Origin of the sequence: Nocardioides sp. NPDC127514 (genome assembly GCF_040302125.1) — a bacterium.
Lineage (GTDB): Bacteria > Actinomycetota > Actinomycetes > Propionibacteriales > Nocardioidaceae > Nocardioides.
In genome coordinates, this window is the sequence record NZ_JBEORF010000004.1 from 80,706 (window position 1) to 100,851 (window position 20,146).

The 20,146-nt window shown below is 67.5% G+C and carries 24 protein-coding genes and 2 tRNA genes; 11 read left to right on the plus strand and 15 right to left on the minus strand.

Features of this window, described 5'->3' with window-relative positions; all coding sequences use genetic code 11:
* Positions 1-7 precede the first annotated feature (7 nt).
* From ABTX24_RS04300 to pknB, 4 genes are read left to right on the plus strand one after another with little or no spacing between them, the layout of a single operon-like run.
* On the plus strand, positions 8-1,414 hold the full coding sequence (locus ABTX24_RS04300) for an FtsW/RodA/SpoVE family cell cycle protein (RefSeq protein WP_350837666.1): 1,407 nt from the start codon (positions 8-10) through the stop codon (positions 1,412-1,414).
* Complete coding sequence (locus ABTX24_RS04305) at positions 1,411-2,877, plus strand: peptidoglycan D,D-transpeptidase FtsI family protein (protein ID WP_350837668.1); 1,467 nt, start codon at positions 1,411-1,413, stop codon at positions 2,875-2,877. Before ABTX24_RS04300 ends, ABTX24_RS04305 begins: the two co-directional genes overlap by 4 nt.
* Positions 2,874-4,427, plus strand: a complete 1,554-nt coding sequence (locus ABTX24_RS04310; protein ID WP_350837670.1) for a serine/threonine-protein kinase — start codon at positions 2,874-2,876, stop codon at positions 4,425-4,427. The genes ABTX24_RS04305 and ABTX24_RS04310 overlap by 4 nt, the downstream gene beginning before the upstream one ends.
* Positions 4,420-6,228: a Stk1 family PASTA domain-containing Ser/Thr kinase gene (pknB, locus tag ABTX24_RS04315; RefSeq protein ID WP_160026081.1), complete on the plus strand. Its 1,809-nt coding sequence runs from the start codon at positions 4,420-4,422 to the stop codon at positions 6,226-6,228. The genes ABTX24_RS04310 and pknB overlap by 8 nt, the downstream gene beginning before the upstream one ends.
* A 34-nt stretch (positions 6,229-6,262) precedes the next feature.
* Here the strand turns inward: pknB and ABTX24_RS04320 are convergent, their stop codons facing one another.
* A complete protein-coding gene (locus ABTX24_RS04320) occupies positions 6,263-7,051 on the minus strand; it encodes a DUF881 domain-containing protein (RefSeq protein ID WP_160026082.1) in 789 nt (262 codons plus the stop codon).
* 43 nt (positions 7,052-7,094) lie between these two features.
* Between ABTX24_RS04320 and ABTX24_RS04325 the strand changes: the two genes are divergently transcribed.
* Positions 7,095-7,556 (plus strand): cell division protein CrgA, encoded by a 462-nt coding sequence (locus ABTX24_RS04325; protein ID WP_141802023.1) that lies wholly within the window; start codon positions 7,095-7,097, stop codon positions 7,554-7,556.
* 144 nt (positions 7,557-7,700) lie between these two features.
* On the opposite strand, the gene ABTX24_RS04330 is transcribed toward ABTX24_RS04325, so the two are convergent.
* The 6 genes from ABTX24_RS04330 to ABTX24_RS04355 form a co-directional block, all read right to left on the minus strand.
* Positions 7,701-8,507, minus strand: a complete 807-nt coding sequence (locus ABTX24_RS04330; protein ID WP_350717518.1) for a rhomboid family intramembrane serine protease — start codon at positions 8,505-8,507, stop codon at positions 7,701-7,703.
* Positions 8,508-8,612: 105 nt separating this feature from the next.
* Complete coding sequence (locus ABTX24_RS04335) at positions 8,613-9,122, minus strand: peptidylprolyl isomerase (protein ID WP_350717520.1); 510 nt, start codon at positions 9,120-9,122, stop codon at positions 8,613-8,615.
* A 78-nt stretch (positions 9,123-9,200) separates the two neighbouring features.
* Positions 9,201-9,533: a DUF3817 domain-containing protein gene (locus ABTX24_RS04340; RefSeq protein WP_160026085.1), complete on the minus strand. Its 333-nt coding sequence runs from the start codon at positions 9,531-9,533 to the stop codon at positions 9,201-9,203.
* A complete protein-coding gene (locus ABTX24_RS04345; RefSeq protein WP_350837673.1) occupies positions 9,530-10,381 on the minus strand; it encodes an SURF1 family protein in 852 nt (283 codons plus the stop codon). The genes ABTX24_RS04340 and ABTX24_RS04345 overlap by 4 nt, the downstream gene beginning before the upstream one ends.
* A gap of 22 nt (positions 10,382-10,403) precedes the next feature.
* Positions 10,404-11,306, minus strand: a complete 903-nt coding sequence (locus tag ABTX24_RS04350; RefSeq protein ID WP_350837675.1) for a hypothetical protein — start codon at positions 11,304-11,306, stop codon at positions 10,404-10,406.
* A gap of 95 nt (positions 11,307-11,401) precedes the next feature.
* A complete protein-coding gene (locus tag ABTX24_RS04355; protein ID WP_350837676.1) occupies positions 11,402-12,406 on the minus strand; it encodes a TauD/TfdA family dioxygenase in 1,005 nt (334 codons plus the stop codon).
* A gap of 310 nt (positions 12,407-12,716) precedes the next feature.
* On the opposite strand from ABTX24_RS04355, the gene ABTX24_RS04360 reads away from it, so the two are divergent.
* The gene (locus ABTX24_RS04360) at positions 12,717-13,088 is read left to right on the plus strand and encodes a hypothetical protein (RefSeq protein WP_350837678.1); all 372 of its coding nucleotides are present in this window, start codon (positions 12,717-12,719) and stop codon (positions 13,086-13,088) included.
* A 3-nt stretch (positions 13,089-13,091) separates the two neighbouring features.
* On the opposite strand, the gene ABTX24_RS04365 is transcribed toward ABTX24_RS04360, so the two are convergent.
* Complete coding sequence (locus ABTX24_RS04365) at positions 13,092-13,511, minus strand: MarR family winged helix-turn-helix transcriptional regulator (RefSeq protein WP_350837680.1); 420 nt, start codon at positions 13,509-13,511, stop codon at positions 13,092-13,094.
* Positions 13,512-13,680: 169 nt separating this feature from the next.
* Between ABTX24_RS04365 and ABTX24_RS04370 the strand changes: the two genes are divergently transcribed.
* From ABTX24_RS04370 to ABTX24_RS04385, 4 genes are read left to right on the plus strand one after another with little or no spacing between them, the layout of a single operon-like run.
* Positions 13,681-14,082, plus strand: coding sequence for a DUF1304 family protein (locus tag ABTX24_RS04370; RefSeq protein WP_160026091.1), 402 nt, complete (start codon positions 13,681-13,683; stop codon positions 14,080-14,082).
* Positions 14,083-14,115: 33 nt separating this feature from the next.
* Positions 14,116-14,619 (plus strand): hypothetical protein, encoded by a 504-nt coding sequence (locus ABTX24_RS04375; RefSeq protein WP_350837682.1) that lies wholly within the window; start codon positions 14,116-14,118, stop codon positions 14,617-14,619.
* A gap of 42 nt (positions 14,620-14,661) precedes the next feature.
* The gene (locus ABTX24_RS04380; RefSeq protein ID WP_160026093.1) at positions 14,662-14,994 is read left to right on the plus strand and encodes an ArsR/SmtB family transcription factor; all 333 of its coding nucleotides are present in this window, start codon (positions 14,662-14,664) and stop codon (positions 14,992-14,994) included.
* A 3-nt stretch (positions 14,995-14,997) separates the two neighbouring features.
* Positions 14,998-15,594, plus strand: coding sequence for an SRPBCC domain-containing protein (locus tag ABTX24_RS04385; protein ID WP_350837684.1), 597 nt, complete (start codon positions 14,998-15,000; stop codon positions 15,592-15,594).
* 46 nt (positions 15,595-15,640) lie between these two features.
* On the opposite strand, the gene ABTX24_RS04390 is transcribed toward ABTX24_RS04385, so the two are convergent.
* From ABTX24_RS04390 to ABTX24_RS04405, 4 genes are all read right to left on the minus strand, one after another.
* Positions 15,641-16,420, minus strand: coding sequence for a protein phosphatase 2C domain-containing protein (locus ABTX24_RS04390; protein ID WP_350837686.1), 780 nt, complete (start codon positions 16,418-16,420; stop codon positions 15,641-15,643).
* Between the two features lie 17 nt (positions 16,421-16,437).
* Positions 16,438-16,513: transfer RNA gene (locus ABTX24_RS04395), tRNA-Ala, on the minus strand.
* Between the two features lie 17 nt (positions 16,514-16,530).
* Positions 16,531-16,650: a DLW-39 family protein gene (locus tag ABTX24_RS04400; protein WP_008355567.1), complete on the minus strand. Its 120-nt coding sequence runs from the start codon at positions 16,648-16,650 to the stop codon at positions 16,531-16,533.
* Between the two features lie 80 nt (positions 16,651-16,730).
* Entirely contained in the window at positions 16,731-17,678 is a 948-nt protein-coding gene (locus tag ABTX24_RS04405) for a hypothetical protein (RefSeq protein ID WP_350837688.1), read from the minus strand.
* Between the two features lie 72 nt (positions 17,679-17,750).
* On the opposite strand from ABTX24_RS04405, the gene ABTX24_RS04410 reads away from it, so the two are divergent.
* Positions 17,751-18,680, plus strand: coding sequence for an MBL fold metallo-hydrolase (locus tag ABTX24_RS04410; protein ID WP_350837690.1), 930 nt, complete (start codon positions 17,751-17,753; stop codon positions 18,678-18,680).
* Positions 18,681-18,946: 266 nt separating this feature from the next.
* Here ABTX24_RS04410 and ABTX24_RS04415 read toward each other — a convergent pair whose 3' ends face one another.
* The 3 genes from ABTX24_RS04415 to ABTX24_RS04425 form a co-directional block, all read right to left on the minus strand.
* Entirely contained in the window at positions 18,947-19,216 is a 270-nt protein-coding gene (locus tag ABTX24_RS04415; RefSeq protein ID WP_350837692.1) for a hypothetical protein, read from the minus strand.
* Between the two features lie 3 nt (positions 19,217-19,219).
* Entirely contained in the window at positions 19,220-19,882 is a 663-nt protein-coding gene (locus ABTX24_RS04420) for a YdcF family protein (RefSeq protein WP_350837694.1), read from the minus strand.
* 109 nt (positions 19,883-19,991) lie between these two features.
* Positions 19,992-20,065: transfer RNA gene (locus ABTX24_RS04425), tRNA-Ile, on the minus strand.
* Between the last annotated feature and the right edge of the window lie 81 nt (positions 20,066-20,146).

The following is a 20,146-nucleotide window of genomic DNA, read 5'->3' on the forward strand; positions in this document are numbered from 1 at the left end:
TAGTTCCATGCCCGTTTTCGTCCACCGGTCACGGCGGGGAGCGGAGCTGGTCCTGCTGATCCTGGCCCTGGTGGTCGGGATCGGTGCGTACGCCGCGGTCGGTCTGGGGGTGAAGGAGGAGATCCCGGTCGACATCGTCGGCTACGGCACCTGGCTGGTCGCGCTCCTGGTGGCGGCCCACATCGGCGTACGTCTGCTGGCTCCGTACGCCGACCCCGTGCTGCTTCCGCTGGTGGCGATGCTCAACGGGTTCGGTCTGGCCGTGATCCACCGGCTCGACCTGTCGCGCCCGGCGGCTGAGAATGCGGACTTCGCAGGCCAGCAGCTGACCTGGATGACGATCGGCGTGGCGCTGTTCCTGATCACGCTCTTCTTCGTGCCCGACCACCGGATGCTGCAGCGGTTCACCTACACCGCCGGCCTCGGCGCGGTGGTCATGTTGATCCTGCCGATGCTCCCGATCATCGGCAAGGAGATCAACGGCGCCCGGATCTGGATCAACATCGGTCCGGTGGGCTTCCAGCCCGGTGAGGTCGCCAAGGTGCTGCTGGTGATCTGCTTCGCCGGCTATCTGGCGGTCCACCGCGACGCGCTCGCCCTGGCGGGGCGCCGATTCGCCGGCATCGACCTGCCCCGCGGCCGCGACCTCGGGCCGCTGCTGATGATGTGGGCGATCAGCCTCGCGATCCTGGTGCTGCAGCGCGACCTCGGCTCCAGCCTGCTGTTCTACGGCCTCTTCGTGGTGACGCTGTACGTCGCGACCGAGCGCAAGGGCTGGATCGTCGTCGGCGGCCTGCTCTTCGCAGGTGGTGTCTTCGCTGCTCTGACCCTGTTCAGCCACGTCCGCGTCCGGGTGTTCACCTGGCTGGACCCGTTCAAGTATTACCCCGTGGGCGATGATGGCGTGACCTCGTCGGGGCAGCTGGTCGAAGGGCTGTTCGGGATGGCCTGGGGCGGCATGATCGGCCGCGGCTTCGGCTCGGGCGAGCCCTGGCGAATTCCGTACGCCAACTCCGACTTCATCGTCCCGGCGATCGGCGAGGAACTCGGTCTGACCGCGCTCCTGGCTCTGCTGCTCTGCTACGGCCTGATCGTCGAGCGCGGCCTGCGTACCGCGATCGTGGCCCGCGACGACTTCGGCAAGCTGCTCTCCGTCGGCCTGGCCACCTCGATCGCGCTGCAGACCTTCGTGGTCGTCGGTGGCGTGACCGGGCTCATCCCGCTGACTGGTCTGACCACACCGTTCCTCTCGTATGGTGGGTCTTCGCTGGTCGCCAACTGGGTGATCGTGGCCCTCCTGTTGCGCGTCTCGGACCAGTCCCGCCGTCCACTGCCGACGGCGCCGTCCGATGAAGACCTCGCCGCTGAGGAGACCCAGATCGTCAAGCTCGACAAAGGGGCGATGAGCAAGTGAACCGCCCCATCCGTACGCTCAGCGTCGGCTGCCTGATCCTGTTCGTGGCGCTGATGCTGAACCTGACGTACGTACAGTTCTTCAAGGCGAACTGGTACAACGACCGAGCCGACAACCGGCGGGTCACCGAAGATGCCTACTCCCAGCAGCGCGGCGACATCCTGGTCGGCAAGAAGGCGATCGCCACCAGCAAGCCGAGCGACGACAAGTACGAGTGGCAGCGCACCTACCCCGGCGGCAAGAAGTATGCCCCGATCACGGGTTTCATGTCCTACTCCTACGGCCAGACCGGGATCGAGCGCTCCCAGAACTCGGTGCTGTCCGGTCAGGACAACAAGCTCTTCACCAACCGTCTGGTCGACCTGGTCACCAACTCCGAGCCGTCCGGCGGCAACGTCGAGCTCACCATCGACCCGAAGGTCCAGGACGCTGCGTACGAGGGCCTGACCTCTCTCGGCGACGACGTCCAGGCGGCGGCGGTGGCGATCGAGCCGAGCACCGGCAAGATCCTGGCGATGGCCTCCACACCGACCTACAACCCGGACAAGCTGGCGAACCACGACTTCGGTGCTGCGACGAAGTCCTACAACCAGCTCTCGAAGGACGAGAACGAGCCGCTGCTCAACCGCTCCATCCAGACCGCGCTGCCGCCGGGATCGACCTTCAAGCTGGTCACCGCCGCGGCCGCGATCGAGAACCTCGGCATGGACGGTGACAGCATGGTCTACGGCGGTGCGTCGCTCGACCTCCCCGGCACCACGACCGACCTGCCCAACCTCAACGGCACCAGCTGCGGCGGCGAGCAGATCACCCTCACCCACGCTCTCGAGGTCTCCTGCAACACCGCCTTCGGTTCTCTCGGTATGGAGCTCTCCGACGAGGAGATGCAGGAGCAGGCCGAGGGGTTCGGCTTCGGCCAGGACTACCTCGACGACATCGGCCCGCTTGCCAAGAGCCAGTACCCGCCCAACGACGGCAAGGCCGAGCAGGCCCGTGCCGCGATCGGTCAGCAGAGCGTGATCGCGACCCCGCTGCAGATGGCGATGGTCTCGGCAGGGATCGCGAACGGCGGCGAGGTCATGAAGCCCTACCTCGTCGACCGGGTGACGTCCTCCTCGCTCGACGTCATCGACCAGGGCAACCCGACCCCGATCGACAACCAGCCTGCGGTCTCGCAGGACACCGCCGAGATCCTGACCCAGATGATGGTCAGCACCGTCGACAACGGCACCGCCGAGGCGGCGGCCATCGACGGCGTGAGCGTCGCCGGCAAGACCGGCACCGCGCAGACCACGCCGGACAAGCCGCCGTACGCCTGGTTCACCTCGTTCGCCCCGGCGGAGAACCCGTCCATCGCGGTCGCCGTGATGGTCCAGAAGAGCGGCACCGAACGCAGCGAGATCGCCGGCGGACGGCTGGGCGGCCCAATCGCGAAGGCCATGATGGAGGCAGCGATCTCATGAGTCGTTACGTATTCCACGAGCTCATCGGCACCGGCGGGATGGGCGAGGTGTGGCGAGCGACTGACACGACCCTCAACCGCGAGGTCGCGATCAAGCTCCTCAAGCCCGAGCACGCCGAGGACCCGATCGGCCGTTCCCGGTTCGAGTCCGAGGCGAAGCATGCCGCGGCGCTCCACCACCCCAACGTGGTGGCCGTCTACGACGTCGGCGAGATGCCGACCGCCTCCGGCCTGATGCGACCGTTCCTGGTGATGGAGCTGGTCGACCACAAGCCGCTCTCCGAGCTGCTCCGTGACGGCCGTCCGCTGGCCCCCGAGGTCGTACGCGACCTGCTCGGTCAGGCCGGCGATGCTCTGGCCGCCGCGCACCGGGCCGGCATCGTCCACCGCGACGTCAAGCCCGCCAACCTCCTGGTCACCCCGCAGCGCAAGGTGAAGGTCACCGACTTCGGCATCGCCCGCGCGCAGGCCTCGACCGGCATCACCGGCACCGGCCAGGTGATGGGAACACCTCAGTACCTCAGCCCCGAGCAGGCACGTGGCGAGAAGGCCACGCCCGCCTCCGACGTCTACTCCCTCGGCGTGGTCGCCTTCGAGTGCCTGGCCGGCTACCGGCCGTTCCAGAAGGAGACCCCGGTCGCGACCGCGATCGCCCATCTGCACGACCCGGTCCCGCCGCTGCCCGACCACGTCCCCGCCGATCTGGCCGCGATCGTGATGCGGAGCCTGCAGAAGGACCCGAGCCTCCGCTACGCCGACGCGGCCGCATTCACCAGCGCAATGATCGGTCACGGCGCCGCTGACCCGGACGCCGATGCCACCACCGTCGTCGCCGCGGCGGCGCCCGGTGACGCGACCGCGACGTCGGTCATGGACCCGGTGCCTTCGCCCACTCAGAACTACGTCGGCATGCAGGGTGCCGCGGGCGGTCCCGAGGGCCCGCCGCCGCCTCGCTACCAGGACCCGTACGACCGGTACGACGAGGACGACGAGCAGAAGCCCTGGTACAAGAAGCCGTTCAACATCGTCATCATCCTGATGCTCGTGGCCGTCATCGTCGCGATCATCTGGATCATCTCGACCCTCGCGGCGGACCCGAAGACTCCTCCGGCCAACGACACGTCCACCACTCCGTCGGCCTCCCCCACTCCCACCCCGTCGGAGGAGCCCGAGGAGGAGCCGCAGCGCGTCGAGATCGACGAGAACGACTACGTCGGCCGCAACGTCGATGAGGTGCGCTCCGAGCTGAGCGATCTCGGGCTGAACGTCAAGGTGGCGGTCCAGAACAACGACGGCAGCTACGAGCCCGACACGGTCGCCGGCCTCGACCCGACCCGCAACCTCTACGAGGGCGACCCGATCACCATCCGCTACTACGGCGAGCGCCCCGTGGTCGAGCAGCCTCCCGCCGAGGAGGAGCCCGACGAGGAAGAGAGCGACGAGGAGGAGCCGACCGACGGAGAGTCCTCCGACTGGGGCATCCCTGATCTTCCGGGGGACGAGAACACCGATGGCGGCGGCGGCAACGGCAACGGGGGCGGCAATGGCTGAGGGAGCTCTCCTGGCCGGTCGCTACGAGGTCGGCGAGCTGCTCGGCCGTGGCGGCATGGCGGAGGTCCGCAAGGGCACCGACCACCGGCTCGGCCGCGTCGTCGCGATCAAGCGGCTGCGGGTCGATCTCGCCAGCGATGCGACCTTCCAGGCCCGTTTTCGGCGCGAGGCGCAGTCCTCGGCCAAGCTCAACCATCCCTCGATCGTGTCGGTCTACGACACCGGCGAGGAGAAGTCCGACGACGGCGTGGCCCAGCCCTACATCGTGATGGAGTACGTCGCCGGCCGCACGCTGCGCGACGTACTCCGTGAGGGTCGCAAGATCCTGCCCGAGCGGGCGCTGGAGATCAGCTCCGACGTGCTCAACGCTCTCGACTACAGCCACCGCAACGGGATCATCCACCGCGACATCAAGCCGGGCAACGTCATGCTGACGCCGGCCGGTGACGTGAAGGTGATGGACTTCGGCATCGCCCGGGCTCTCAACGACGCCCAGTCGACGATGACCCAGACCGCGGCCGTGGTCGGCACCGCGCAGTACCTGAGCCCCGAGCAGGCCCGCGGCGAGCAGGTCGACGCCCGCTCTGACGTCTACTCGGCCGGCTGCCTCCTCTACGAGCTGCTCACCGGCCGTCCGCCGTTCGTCGGCGACTCGCCGGTGTCGGTGGCCTACCAGCACGTACGCGAGCAGGCTCAGCCTCCCTCGGCCCACGACCCGACGCTGACCCGTGAGCTCGACGCGATCGTGATGAAGTCGCTGGCCAAGCGGGTCGAGGACCGCTACCAGTCTGCGCAGGCGATGCGCACCGACATCGAGCGCTACCTCGCCGGGCGTCCGGTCCAGGCGACCGTGCCCCCGAGCATGGACCAGACGCAGGTCGCCCAGAACCGCGCTGTCGGCCCTTACGGTGGCGACCCCACCAACGGTGGCTACTACCCGCCCCAGGACGACCGCCCCGAAGGCCCGCGCCCGTGGGTGCTCATCCTGCTCGGTCTGGTCATCGTCGGCCTCATCGGGTTGGGCGCCTACTTCCTGCCTGCGGCCCTCGGGCCGCAGACCACCCCTGCGCCCGACGTGACCGGTCTGACCCAGGAGAAGGCGATGGCCGAGCTGAGCACGGCCAAGCTGAAGGGCGCGATCAAGCAGGAGTCGAGCGACACCGTCGCCGTCGGCGTCGTGATCTCCCAGGACCCGTCAGCCGGCGAGGACGTCGAAGAGGGCAGCACCGTCACCCTGACGGTCTCCACCGGGCCACCCAACCGGGAGATGCCCAACGTGATCGGATCCCCGCAGAAGACGGCCAAGGATCTGCTCGAGGGTGATCCCTACAACTTCACGGTGAAGATCGAGACGGAGGACTCCGACAAGCCCAAGGGCACGGTGATCGAGTCCGACCCGGTCGACGGCGAGAGCGTCACGACCGGCAAGTCGACCGTGGTCACCCTCACCGTCTCCAAGGGCCCGAACAAGGTCCCGAACGTGGTCGGGAAGACGGCCGAGCAGGCCGAGGAGATCCTCCGCAACGCCGGGTTCACGCCCGTACGCAAGGACGAGCCCAACACCGACAAGCCCAAGGGCACCGTCGTCGAGCAGACGCCGGCCAAGGGCACGCCGCTCGCGCAGGACGGCGAGGTGATCATCTTCGTCTCGACGAAGGAGGAGGCCCTGCCGAGCTGTCAGACGCTGGTGCCCGGCACCGACCCGGCCAACCCGTCGGCGTCGGCCACGCAGACCGCCGACCCGGGTGACCCGCCGACGTGCGACCCTGCGCTCCCGCCGAGCACCCCGGCGGCACCGTAGCCCCGGACGCCGAGGCTCAGCCGAAGCCCCTGTCTCACTTCTCCTGAGGCAGGGGCTTCGCGTACTTCACGTCGAGCAGGCCGTCGTAGGCCGGCGCGGTGAGGTACGTCAGCGGCTTGAGGAACCAGCCGATCTGGACGTTGGGGTCGCGGGCGTCGGCCCGGTAGTTCTGCACGTGGTTGTCGCGGTCGATCGCGGCCTGCAGCCGGTCGGGGTCGCCGACCGCCTCGATGACGTACGGCTGGGGGTAGGGGACGCCGTCGAGCTGCACGGTGCTGCCGGAGCACTTGATGCCGGTGGTGGTGATGATCCGCTTGCCGGCGATGGTGATCGCCTCGGCGCCGCCGGCCCAGAGCGCGTTGACGACGGCCTGGATGTCCTGCTGGTGGACGACGAGCGAGTTCGGGTCGTCACCCGTGTAGCTCTCCTGGACCTCCGAGGGCGCGTCGCCGAGGACGATCTGCATGCCGGCGCCGCTGTGGTCGGAGGTGCCGGCCGGATCGGCCAGCCGCGCGGACTGGTGCTGGAGCTTCTTGACGTCCTTGTCGGTGACGCCGCTGGTGAGCTGGTCCACCTCGCTCTGCAGGTCGGTCAGCTGGGCCTCGAGGCGGTTGTAGCGGATCCGCTCGCCGTCGACGAGCGTCGCCAGGTCCTCGTAGCGGCCCGGACGCAGGTCGGTGCCGTCGGCGTTCACGAAACTCACCGCGAGCAGGCCGCCACAGAGCAGCACCACGACGGGCGTACCAAGCCGCCAAGAGGTCACGCGGGACCAGCGCTTTGGTTTAGGTGTGGGGTTCGCCTGGGTTCCGGAGCTCACGACCATTAGGGTATGCGCAGCAATCACATTTGTCTGAGGAGCATCACCCGTGGCCAAGCTCAAGCTCTCGAAGAAGAGTGATCTCGACCTTCCCAAGGAGCCGATCTTCACTCCGCGCTTCGGGGTCGCCCTGCTGCTGATCGCCCTCGGCATCGGCTGGATCGCCTACTACTACGTCGGGGTCCGCCCCAACGAGGTCGGTGGCGACTTCACCGGGCCGAAGCCGGTGCAGAAGCTCGAGGGGTGGAACTACCTGATCGGCTTCGTCCTGCTCTTCCTGGGCCTGGCCGTCGCCGCTCACCCGAAGACCCCGTTGGGCCGTGGCCGCGGCGTCGTGGTCGGCATGCTCGGCTGCTTCGTCATCGGCCTGATCTGGATCTGCGTCTTCTACGTCTTCGCCAACGACCACCTGGACAAGATCTGGGTCTTCAACGACCTGGGCCAGAAGAACCTCCTGGTCGGCATCGGCTTCATGGCGGTGGGCTTCACCTTCGCCACGAAGTGGGAGTGACCCTCTCGTTAGACGGCGAAAGCGGCGCAAACCTTTGGTTTGCGCCGCTTTGCGTTACACGGATGTAGTTCTCCACAGGGCCATCCACACCTGTGGATTTGTCCACGCGGTGAAAACGCTCCGAAAACACCTGCCTCGAAGGCATCAGAACAGCATGATCCGTACGCCGATCAGGGCAAGCAAGCCCAACGTGAAGGCACCCAGGGCAGCCCATTGCAACGGTGCCTTCCGGTCGGCCCGGAGCGAGGTGAAGATGCCCGCGACGACGAGACCGCCGATGAAGCCGCCGACGTGCCCCTGCCAGGAGATGCCGTTGCCGAAGAAGGTGATGCCCGCGTTGATCAAGAGCACTGGCAGCAGCGGGGAGAGCGACTGCCCGGCCCTGACGAAGAGCACCACCAGGACACCCAGCAGGCCGAAGATGGCACCGGAGGCGCCCACGGTCGACCCGGCCGGTGCCGACGCCCAGACCACCAGGGCGGAGCCCGCCAGGCCGGAGATCAGGTAGAAGACCAGGAGCCGCAGCCTGCCCACGATCGGCTCGAGGAACGAGCCGAGCATGTAGAGCGACAGCATGTTCACGGCCAGGTGGATGATCGAGACGTGGGTGAACGTCGAGGTCAGCAGCTGCCAGAACGCTCCGTCGTCGACCCCAGGCATCCAGGTGTAGCCGCTCGCCCGGCAGACGTCGTTCGGCACCGCGAACCCACCGTCAGGCGTGAGGCAGTAGCCCTGTAGCCGGATCGCGAGGAAGTCGGCGATCCTCGACCCGGATCCACCGGTGAGGACGATGCTCAGCCAGACCAGGACGTTGACGCCGATGAGCGAGAAGGTCACCGGGAGCGCCCGGAAGCTCACGCGCGCGCCGGTGAAGCGCTTGGGCTGGCGTACGGACTTGTGGCCCTCACGCACGCACTCGGGGCACTGGAAGCCGACCGAGGCGGGCGTCATGCAGTCAGGGCAGATAGGCCGGCTGCATCGCTGACAGCGAATATGCGTCTCACGGTCGGGGTGGCGGTAGCAGACCGGCACCCCGACCGGGGTCGAGTCGGACAACTAGACGATCTCGACCTTCTCGATGACGACCGGCTCGACCGGGCGGTCCATCGCACCCGTCTTGGTGCCGGAGATCGAGTCGACGGCCTTCTTCGACTCCTCGTCGGCGACCTCACCGAAGATGGTGTGCTTGAAGTTCAGCCACGGCGCCTGGCCGGTGGTGATGAAGAACTGCGAGCCGTTGGTGCCGGGGCCGGCGTTGGCCATCGCGAGCAGGTAGGGCTTGTCGAAGGTGAGCTCGGGGTGCGGCTCGTCCTTGAAGGTGTAGCCCGGGCCGCCCGTACCGGTGCCCAGGGGGCAACCGCCCTGGATCATGAACCCTGCGATGACACGGTGGAAGCCGAGACCGTCGTAGTAGGGAACACCGGAGCGGCCGGCGTCGTCCGTGTACTCCTTGGTCCCCGTGGCGAGGCCGACGAAGTTGGCGACCGTCTCCGGAGCATGGTTGGGGAACAAGGTGATCGTGATGTCACCGTGATTGGTGTGGAGGATGGCCTTCTGGTCAGCCATGACCTGCCCTTCCGACATTGGGATTGGTACGGGATGTAACTCCTCGATCCTCCCACAGTGTCGGTCGCGGACCTGAGGTCAGGAGGCCGCGTCAGCGAGCTTGGGAGCGATCCGGTCGGCGACGCGGCGCTCGACCCAGAAGATCAGACCGGGGATCAGGCCGGCGATCATCATCAGCAGGAACTCGGGGATCGTCCAGCGGGCCTTCTGCGTCAGCAGGAAGGCGACGATCACGTAGATGATGAAGATCCAGCCGTGCGCGACCCACAGCGGCGTCATCGCCTCGCCGAAGGACTGCAGGGCGGTGCCCTCGGGCAGCAGATACTTGAACAGCGAGGAGATCGTGCCGACGAGCAGCAGCACACCCACGACGTACGCAAGCACCTTGTAGGTGCCGAACAGCTTGTTCACGCGTCTGAGGGTACGCGCTCATCCTGAGTGATTTTCTCAGGGTCTTCTTCGTCCTCGTCGTCATCACGGGGACACAGGGTGTCGCGCACGTAGCGCCACCACACGTAGATCCCGAAGATGCCGAACAGCCACCACTCGATCGCGTAGAGGAGGTTGCGCAGCCCGGTCGTGGCCTCCGGCTCGGGCAACTGCGGGGCGGGCACGTCGGCGACGTCCGTGGCCCCGTCGTTGACCGGCATCGAGCTGGCCGGCCAGTTGTCCTCGACCGGCGAGCGAACCAGGTAGGCGCTGTAGAGGTCGTAGCTGGTGCGCGAGATCAGGTCGGAGACGTCCAGCTGCGGGAAGACGTTGTCGGACTTGCGGTCGTCGGCGACGTCGGTCCAGTCGCTGGGCTGCAGCCAGCCGGTGACGGTGACGTGGCCGCGCGGCGCGGGCGGTGCGCTGCCGACCTCAGGGGTCCAGCCGCGTACGACGTAGACGGCCGACTCGGTGTCCTCGACGAGCACCGGTGTGACGGCCCAGAAGCCGACCTGAGAGCCTCGCTCCATCCCGTCGATGAAGATGGTCTCCTCGGGCATCCAGATCCCGGAGACGGTCACGGGGCGGCCGATCTGCTCCCACGGGAAGGCGTCGTTGGGCCCGATCAGGTCGGTGAACGCCTTCGGCTTCGCGTGCACCAGCTCCGCGATCTGGTCCTGCTTGTCCTGCTGGCTCGACTGGTACTGCCAGACCCCGAGCAACACCGCGCCGGTCACGAAGATCACCACCAGCGCGTGCGCACCCCACAACCTGGGGGAGACGATCCCACGTGGATATGCACTGCGCGGGGGAGTGGTCTGGGCGGCCATAGCCCTTCCAGGGTACGGCCCCTCAGTCACAGACCGCGAACGGGACGGGTTCCGTGGTGACCAGGGTGGCCGCGGTCACCGGGTTCGTCACCCGGAACCCGATCCGCCCCGTGGACGGATCGGCGACACCGTTGGTGAAGACCTTCTCGTACGCCGCGACCTGATCGCCCAGCTTCAGCCGGTAGAACAGGTCGTCACGGTCCTCGCCGAGACGCAGGGTGGCCAGCCCGCCGCCGAACTCGACCGAGTAGGCCTCGACCGGCGCCAGCCTGGTCTTCTCCTTCGGCCCACCCTCGGCGCAGCCCTTGACGACGTACGTCGAGGTGGCAGGGCCTCCGGCGACGGCGACCATCCCCTCCTGCGCCGCCCAGTTCTCCGCGTCCGGGCGTGCGGTGTTCTTGGTGATCAGGTGGGTCTCCGGGTCGAACGTCGCGCCCTTCAGCGGGCCGACGCCCGCCTTGATCGCCGGTCCGGGCTTGACCCGGTCGGCGACCTTGATGACGTACCCGTCCTTGCCGCCGCCGGTGAACCTGGCCTCCCAGACGACATCGGCCGCGCCCCACTGGTATGTGTCACGCAGACGCTGGTCGACCCCACGCAGCAGACCACCGCTGACCTGGGCGGCCTCCTTGTCGGCCCGGTTCCACAGGTCACTCTGGTCCGCGGGGCTCGACCGGCCGGTGATGTCGTCGAGCCCGAAGAGCGACTTCACCTCGTCGTAGTCGGTCACCGCCAGCGTCTTCGCGCCCTCCGGCACGAACGTCATGGCCGCCTCGACGGGGTCCATGGTCGCGGCGTACACGGGGTAGGTGTCCTCCGACGGCGCCGCTTCCGGCTCCTTCGGCTCGCTGTCGTCGCCGCAGCCGACCAGCGCAAGGGCCAGCCCAACGGCCAGCACGCACATGCCCCATCGCGTCACGTTCACCCCAACGAGTATTCCGGATCCCTGTCACGGTCGGCGGCACGAAATAGATGGAGGCCGCAGGCGGAACGCGCCTGCGGCCTCCTTGATCCCGAGCGTCAGCGACCAGCGCCTGTGAGCTCAAGGGATGCGGGAAGAGGCTCGAGCACCGGGTCGATGATCCGCGAGGAGGCCTCGGACCGAGCGACCCGACTGCGGCGCAGGTCCTTGACGGTCGTGAGGCGGCGGAGCCAACGGTCGGTGCCGTCGTAGCGAGCCGTGAAAGGCTTACGGCCGTGCAGAGCACGGTGGTTGTCGACGATGAGGATCTCGCCGGGAGCCAGCGCGACGTCCTCGACGTTCGCGGAGAGCTCCATGATGAGCAGTTGAAGCGCCCGGTCGGCCTCGACGTCACCCGGCAGAGCCGCCATGTAGGGCGGGTCGAGCCGGACATCGGGAGCCTGGGGCGAGCCGGAGAGAACGGCGGTCGGCGCGGCGAGCAGCTCGCCCTCGTTGACGCCGGCCTCGCGAAGGTTGCGCAGGTGCTCGTCGTCGGGGTGGATGACGTAGCGCGGCTCGAACAGCGGAGCGTACTCAGGGCCGGTCACGTCGATCGAGCTGATGCCGACCGCGGTGGTCGGGATCATGTCCTCGTTGCGCAGCGAGATCAGCCCGAGGTGGTCGCAGCGCAGGTTGCTGAAGGCGTCCTCGATGTGCAGGTCGAGCACGACGTCGCTGCTGTGCCCGGTCTGCAGGTTTTCCTGCTTCTGGATCGGCAGGATGTTGTTGACCAGCTGGCCGCCCTGCAGCGAGGACCAGGAGACGGCGTCGCCGAGCTGGGCCATGATCAGGGCGAGCCAGAAGTCGGCCATGTGCGGCGCCTGAGCGTCGGGGTGGTTCCAGTGCGGCGGAGTCGGGCCGGCTGTCACCGGGAGTCCGCTGATCACCAGGGCGTCGGTCGCATCGCCGTAGCGGAAGGCGCGGATCGCCTTGGCGACGCTGTCGGGGAGTTCGCCGCCGAGGAAGGGCGCGGTCTCGAGGAACTCCGAGGAGACCGGGCTCTCGAACCGGGCGAGCAAGGACTCCGACAGCTCGGCTGCGGCCTGGGACTCTGCTGGGGTCATCTCGACCCGGGTGACTACGGACTCTGCGCCCACAACATTGACCTCTCGGACTTTGCGGTGGAGGGGTTCGTCAGAAGCGTTTTCTGGCGCCCGCACCAAAGGGTTTCCTAAGTTCGAGACCACTTTGTTCCGCCGTACGGAATTCAAACGAGTGATAGGTCCAAATATCGAGACGATAGGTATTAGGCCCCTTGCGTAATCGCCGCGAACCTGTTTAGGGAATGTATCCCCCCTGCGGTTTGCCAGTTACCGACAAATTGCCCGTCCAGCCCGGGTTCTGAAGGCCGTACGCACCCCTATCCTGAGCCCCATGACAGCGACGACCCCGCCGGGTTCACCTCCGAGGACAACCGCAGGTTTCGGCGGCTCGACGGCCGACCAGGTGCTGACCATCGTCCTGATCGTGCTGGGTCTCGGCGGATGCGCCATCGGGAGCTTCTTCGGCGCGTTCTCCATCATGGCAAGCAACGGGTGCTCCGAGACCTGCAACTACACGATGATGAACATCGGCGTCGCGGTGATGGTCTTCGCCCCGTGGATCTGCTGGCTCGTCTTCGGCATCTGGGGGATCGTCCGCCTGGCCCGCAAGAAGCTCGCCGTCCTGGTCGTGGTCGCCGGCGGCGTACTCGCGACTGCCCTCTACGTCCTCGGACTCGTCCTCCTGCTGGCCACCATCGACTGAGCGTCACTGGTACGGATCGACGAGCTCGCGCAGCGAGGTGAGCGCCTCCCGCAGGGCTGAGGCCAGATGGGGGCCGAGGTGGTCGTTCCACTCCTGCTCGACGCTCATCACCACCTCGCGAGCGCGGTCAGCGGCGTCCTGCCCGGTGGCCGTGAACCTGATCAGGCGCGCCCGGCCGTCGATCGGGTCCGGGACCCGCTCCACGAGCCCCTTGCTCTCCAGCGCCGCGACCAGCACGCTCGCGGTCTGCTTGGTGACCTGGGCCTGCTCAGCCAGGTCGACCAGGCGCGAGCCGTCTTCGGCGATCCGCTGGGCCAGCCGGGCCTGCGCGACGGTGATGTCGTAACCGGCCTCCTGCATCGCGGAGATGACCCGTTCGTCCATCGCCCGGTAGGCGATGAACATGAGCGTTGCGACGTCCATCGAACCCCTTGACACTGTGCGGCACCCTGGTCAATATAGTCAGTAAGACTGACTATATCGCTCTCCGGTGTCCAGACACAGCGGTCTGTTCACGGGGCTCCGCCGGACGCGTGTTGCATCCACGATCTCCACAGCCTCGCGCGTCGGGGCCCGTCGCAAGCAGGTCCCCATGAACGCAGTCGCTCAGCTCAGTGCCGCCATCGCCGCGCTGATCCTCATCGCCGTCTTCCCCTTCGAGGCCTTCCTCATCCATCGCCCCGAGGTCCAGCGGTTCCTCGGGATCGAATCGAACGGGATCCGCAACGTCCACCTGTGGTCGTTCTGCATCGGCGCCCGCAACGCTCTCGCCGGCGTCGGCACGCTCGTCGGCCTCTGGATGGTGAACTTCGGCGACGAGTCCACCGGTGTCACCGTCGTGGTCGTCACCACCATCTACATGCTGCTCGCCTCGTTGTTCATGGGGATCGCCGACGCCCTCGGATACTGGCTCCCACGCGGCGGCAGCATCAAGGGGACCATCGCCGCGTCCGTGCTCCCCGCCATCGCGCTGATCGCGATCGCAGTTGGATAGCGGGATGCGCTCCCGGCCACTACGCTCCGACCCATGGGCGCAGCGGTCATCTCGGGGCTCTTCGCGGTAGCACTCGCGTGCCTCGCCTGGATATTCAAGAACGGCAGTCGCCGAGCCCGTCTCCTCAGCCGGATCGAGCGATACGTCCAACTCCTCAAAGACCTTCCCGAGGGACATCCGGCGCGTGTTCACCTGGACGCGGCACTCGCCGCCGATACCGCGCAGCTGCTCGCCCTGACCGAACGAAAGGCACCCGCGGCTGCACACGGCCTCGAGGACCCGTGGCTCCGTCCTTCTTCGAAGCCGGCCGTGACGCCCGGCTCCGCCTACCCGGGCGGCGCTCGCGACGAAGATGAGCGGGACGACATCGACTGGATGGGAGACGAGCAGGAACGGCGGATCTCACCTCCCGATTCGCTCCCCGAGCCGCCCCGGCGCGCCCTCCTGTCCGGACACGGGTCGACCGTTCTCTGGGTGCTCGCGGCCCTGTCCGCCGTTGCGACAGTCGGCCTGGTGGTCAACGATCTGCTGCCCTGACATGCCTTGACAGGCATATTCCTACCGAGGCATATTTGAGAGGTGCCCACCCGAGACGTCTTCAGCGTGATCGCCGACCCGACCCGTCGGCAGATCCTCGACCTGCTCTGTCAGCGTGAGATGGGGGTGGGCGAGCTGGTGGAGACCCTCGGACTCGCTCAGCCCAATGTGTCCAAGCATCTACGGACACTTGGCGAGGCGGACCTGGTTCACGTACGCATCGACGGACCGCGCCGTCACTACCGGCTGCGTCCCGAACGGCTCCGGGAGCTGGAGGAATGGCTGGCGCCGTACCGCCGGATGTGGGCCGACCGTCTCGATGCGCTCGAGCGTCACCTGGACCAGCTCGACGACCCTGACCACAAGGAGGACTGAAAGATGACCACGACGACCGGACCCATGGGCGAGGTGCTCCTCGACGGCGAGCGGAGGGGTCTTCGCTACGTACGCCAGCTCCGCCACTCACCTGAGAAGGTGTGGCGGGCCCTGACCGAGACGGACGGCCTGCGGCACTGGTTTCCGACCGACATCGTCGGCGAGCGTACGGTCGGGGCGCGGCTGAGCCTCCCCTTCTGGCCCGAGGGCCTGGAGCTGGCGAGCACCACCGAGGCGATCGAAGAGATGGGCGTCGACCCGGGCAACTACGTCTCGGCGGGGGAGCTGCGGGTCTGGGACCCGCCTCGGGCCTTCGAGTTCACCTGGGGGATGGACGGTCGCGAGGACCTGACCGACCTGCTCCGCTTCGACCTCGAACCCATCGACGACGGCACCCGTCTCACCTTCACGACCTGGCTCGGCAGCCCCACCGGCAACACGGACACCGCCGTCGGCTGGCACGTCTGCCTGGACGAGCTCGCCGACCTCCTCGACAAGGGCCCGTCGCCCATGACGGAGGAGACCTCCGCCCGCGTCGTCCAGCACGTCAAGGACCGCACCGACGAGCTGCGACCGACGTACGCCGCGCTGCTCTCGTAGCCGGCACGGGTGACCGGCGTACGAACGAATTTTCGTTCGTACGCCGTCAGGGGATGTCGCCGTCGACGAGGTGGCACAGCACGGCGGTCGCATCGTCGTGCCGCTTCCCCCGAAACTCGGCTGTGGCGGCCTCGTCGGCTTCCCGCGTACGCCGCACCAGCTCCTCCGGTCCGAGGTCAAGGACGGCGAAGAGCTCCGTCCACGTCCGGCCGTGCCTCTCGACCAGCGTCGCGGCACCGTCGGTCAGCACAGCGACGGAATGGACCGAGCGTGAGCCGAGGTCGATGCTGCCGGTGACCGCCTGCCGCGCGGCCTCCGGCTTGGTGCTGGCGACCCAGAACCCCTCGGCGGTGTTGCGAACCGCGCCGAACCCGGCGACCGAGTAGTCATCGAGGTGATCGAGCCGGTCGTCCGTGATCGGGAGGATGCTGCCGTCGGTCATCCGGAACACGACCGACGAGTCCGCCAGGACCAGATAGTCCGCGCACTCGCCCCGGAGGCGGAGGAGCGCGACCGTCGAGGACGGGCTGTTCGGGTCGTCGAGATCGCAGGTGTCGGCATGAGCCTCGCAGACTCGACGGATCGCATCCTCGAGGATGCTCACCAGGCCGGCGTCGCCAGGAGCGGTGAGTCCCTCGGCCAGATGGAGGCCGAGATGACGCACCAGCCACGGCACGTCATGGCTGCACCCGTTCTCGAGCCCGGCGACCGGTGTCGCACCGTCGAGCACGATGACGAAGTCCTGCCCGACGAGCACGAAGTCCTCGTTGACCCGATGAGTCGGTGAGGTCTCGGTGTAGACCTCGCTGCTGAGACGGATGCTCACTCAGCAGCCTCGAATCCTGGTGGAGCGTAGGGGACTCGAACCCCTAACCCCCTGCTTGCAAAGCAGGTGCGCTACCAATTGCGCCAACGCCCCGGACGGGTGTCCGTCGGTCAGTTCACCTTGTCGGTCGCCGCGGCCCAGTGACCCTTTTCGGGGTTGGACTGGTCGAGCTTCTTCTTGGCGAGGACGATGCCAGCCGCGGCCAGCAGTACGAGGACGATCTTCTTCATGTCTTCTCCTGCAAGTCGTGGTGGGCATCGCTGCCCGTTAGACCAGGAAAGCGTACCGGCCCGCCATGAAGCGTACGAAATCAACCGGCCTCGGGGTCGGGGGCGAGGCCCAGGGAGGCGATCGGGGTGCAGGTCATGTGGGTGCTCGCCCACATCCGGCCGGTCAGGATGCCGAACCCGCGCGCCGAGGGCCGACTGTAGGGGGAGGCGCCGGACTCGTATGTGGTGATGAGCTCGCCCGAGACCTCGACGATCGCCTCGGCCATGTTCGGGAACCTGAACTTGCGGCGCACCGCACCCACACGGCCGTCGGACTTCCGCTCGCAGATGAAGATCGTGCTCCGCCGGTGCCGGCCGAACGAGGAGGAGAAGACGTACTCGTCGCGGCGCACGACGACACCCTGGACCTTGGGCGGGGTGGTGGTCGAGAGGACCGGCTCGGAGAAGTCCCACTGACCGTTCGCGTCCTTCTCGTAGGCGAACAGCGTCTGGTTTCCGAAGCCGCCCACATACAGGCGGTTTCCACGGATCCGGCAGTACGAGCCGGCCGCGACCTTCGCCGGTGCCTCGATCGGCTCGACCTCGGCGCCCTTCGCCGCATTCCGGATGACCGAGAGCGAGTAGCGGTAGAGCCGACCCTTGCCGCCGCCGGCACCCTTGGAGACCCAGACGTCGTCACCGTCGATCGCGACCCCGCCGGCGTGCCCGGGACCGGCCTTGCCGTGGTGACCCACGAGCAGCACCTCGGCGGCGGTCTTCCCGCTCTTCAGGTCGACCAGCACCAGCGCCGACCCCTTGTCGTGGGAGTAGTAGCTCTGGGCCAGCATGTTGGTGTCCGGGCCGTAGCCCAGCCCTTGCGGCGTCCAGTCGTCGGTGCCCCCGGTGGCGAGCGTGTTGGGGATGAGCGGGCCGACCCGACCGCCCATCCGCTTCCCCCACCTCTCGGTGCGCTTCATCCCGCCCCTGACCCACCGGCGCGTACGGCCCGGGATGGAGTCGAGGTCGAAAGGAAGGTCGATCTTCGTCATGATGGTGATATTCGCATGCGGTTCCTACTGCGTTCGGATGGCGTACCGTGCCCTGGTCGCTAGGTTCTTTGTGTGACGAGCGACCCCACTGCTTCCCCTGCCACGCCGACAGCTCGAGAGCTGATCGGCGCCCTGACCGGATTCGGGCGCGGCATGCTGCGTCCGCGCCGCCCGGACGAGCGACTTCTCTCCTCGATCACCGACGCCGGCCTGCCCCCGGGCGACCGAACGGTGACCGTCAGCACGATGCCCCAGGTCCCACGCAACCTGCCCGCCGGCGGCCTCATCGAGGGCGCAGGACTCCGCCGGCGCGTACGCAACGCCATGACCTGCTTCGTGATCACTCATCCCGAGGCGACGTTCGTCGTCGATCCGTCCTACTGCCGCGACGCCCCCGAACGAGCCCTGAGCGAACTCCCGGGCATGCTGCGACGCCTGGTCACGCCGCCGGCGGACACCATTGCCACCATCGACTCACTGCAGACGGCGCTGGTCAAGCCGGACTTCGCCCTCCCGACCCACGCACACTGGGACCACGTCTGCGGCCTCCTGGACCTCCCCGGCCTGCCGGTACGCCTGCGGACCATCGAGCGCGACTGGATCCTCGGCCCGGGTCAGCCTCCTGTCGGCGGCGTCCGCCCGGCCCTGACCGATGGCCGACCCGTGCAGACGTACGACCTCGACGGCCCGCCCGTCGCGACCTTCACCGCCTCCCACGACCTGTTCGGCGACAGCTCCGTCCTGCTCGTCGAGCTCGCCGGCCATACGCCGGGCAGCATCGGCGTCCTCGCCCGAACCCCGTCGGGCTGGGTCCTGATCGCCGGCGACGCCGCCTGGCACTACGACCAGGTCGACCTGATCAGGCAGAAGCCGGCCTTCCCCGGAGACCTCGTCGACGAGGACCGAGACGCCGCCTTCGCCACCCTCCACCGCCTGCACCTGGCTCGCCACCTGATGCGGGTCGTCCCCACCCACGACCACGACGCTTCCAGCAAACTCTAGGCGCAAGGAGCCCCTGCGTCATCGGCCGATCTCCTGGAGCTGGGATCTTCTGGGTATCACTGACTGGACGCGGTCGCGTGCATTCATGGCACGTGACTGGTTACCGTGTTCAGCGCCAACGGGCCATCTGGGTGACTTCTCCGACGTGGAGCGTGACACCACGAAGTGTGCCGCTGGTGCCGTGGTCTCGGGTACCGACTCGGGACCGCGGTCTAGTTAGCGAGCCTCCTACGGGCGCCTCGGAGGGCTGGAGAGCGTACGTATGGCTACCTGCGTCTCCGGTCGTTCCATACGTTGATGTCACTCTTCGCGGGCCGCATCTCGTCGACACCTAACCAGTCCCCCCGGATCTCGGGCTTGTCGTACGTGGTGTCTACCCAGATCACCCAGGCGCGCCAGCGGCCCTTGTGCAGCTCCCACTTGAGGACGAGACCGGGCATCGGCGGCGGATAGTTCCGTCGGCGGCGGTGCACCCAGACGTGCAGCCAGTTCCTGGGAGCGGGCCAGGCGTCGTTCTTGGGAGGGTTGGCCGACACACCTCATCGTATCGAACGTGCGTTCGATTCAAGCAGTCGGCCGGTGTACCCAGCAGCCACGAGCCGTTCGTACGCCGCATACGTGTCGTCGTCGATCTGCTGAGGCGCGGCGAAGCCACGGTCGGCGTAGACCCACAGACGTTGCGTGTCTCCGACGAGCATGTCGAGGACGCGACGAGTGCTTCCGATGCCGGCGATGTAGTCGGGCAGCTCCTGCACACGTGCGGAGCAGGTCACCTCGAGGTCGGGCCAGATCTTGCGGGCTGTCGCGTACGCCCGTCGCTGTTGGTAGGGCCGACTGATGAGGGTTGCGGTGCGTGGCGTGATGCCCTCGTTCTCGAGGAGAGCACGTGTGAACGTGATGTTCTCGCCCGTGTTGGTTGCTCGGGGCTCGATCCGCAGCGCGGAGGCGGGGACACCTAGTTCCTCGGCCCGCTCAGCGAACTCGACCGCCTCACCTCGCGGAAAGTCGTTGACGGTCGTCGGGGCGTTCGCCCCCGTGAAGACGATCAGCGGGAACCGCCCTTGGCGGTAGAGATCCGCGGCGTGCTCGGCCACGCCGATGTCGTGACTGCCCAGGCCGATCGCGACGTCGGTGTTGCGTGGCTCGTGGTGCATCTGGTGGAACTCCCACAGCGTCCGGGCGTCCTCCATGAGCGCAGGCATGTCAATCAGTCTGGCAGAGCGGGTGTGCGGCTCCAGGAGAACCTCGAACGACGGCCCTGAAAACGAGGAAGAGGCCCCCGAAGGAGCCTCTGACCTGGTGAAACTGCTGTGCGCTTAGGAGGACTTGAACCTCCGACCCCCACATTATCAGTGTGGTGCTCTAACCGTCTGAGCTATAAGCGCAGGCGCCAACTGGAGGGTGGAAGCCCCTACCAGCGGGCGAGAGGAAACATTACCTGGCAGCCCAGTCGACCACCAAAACGA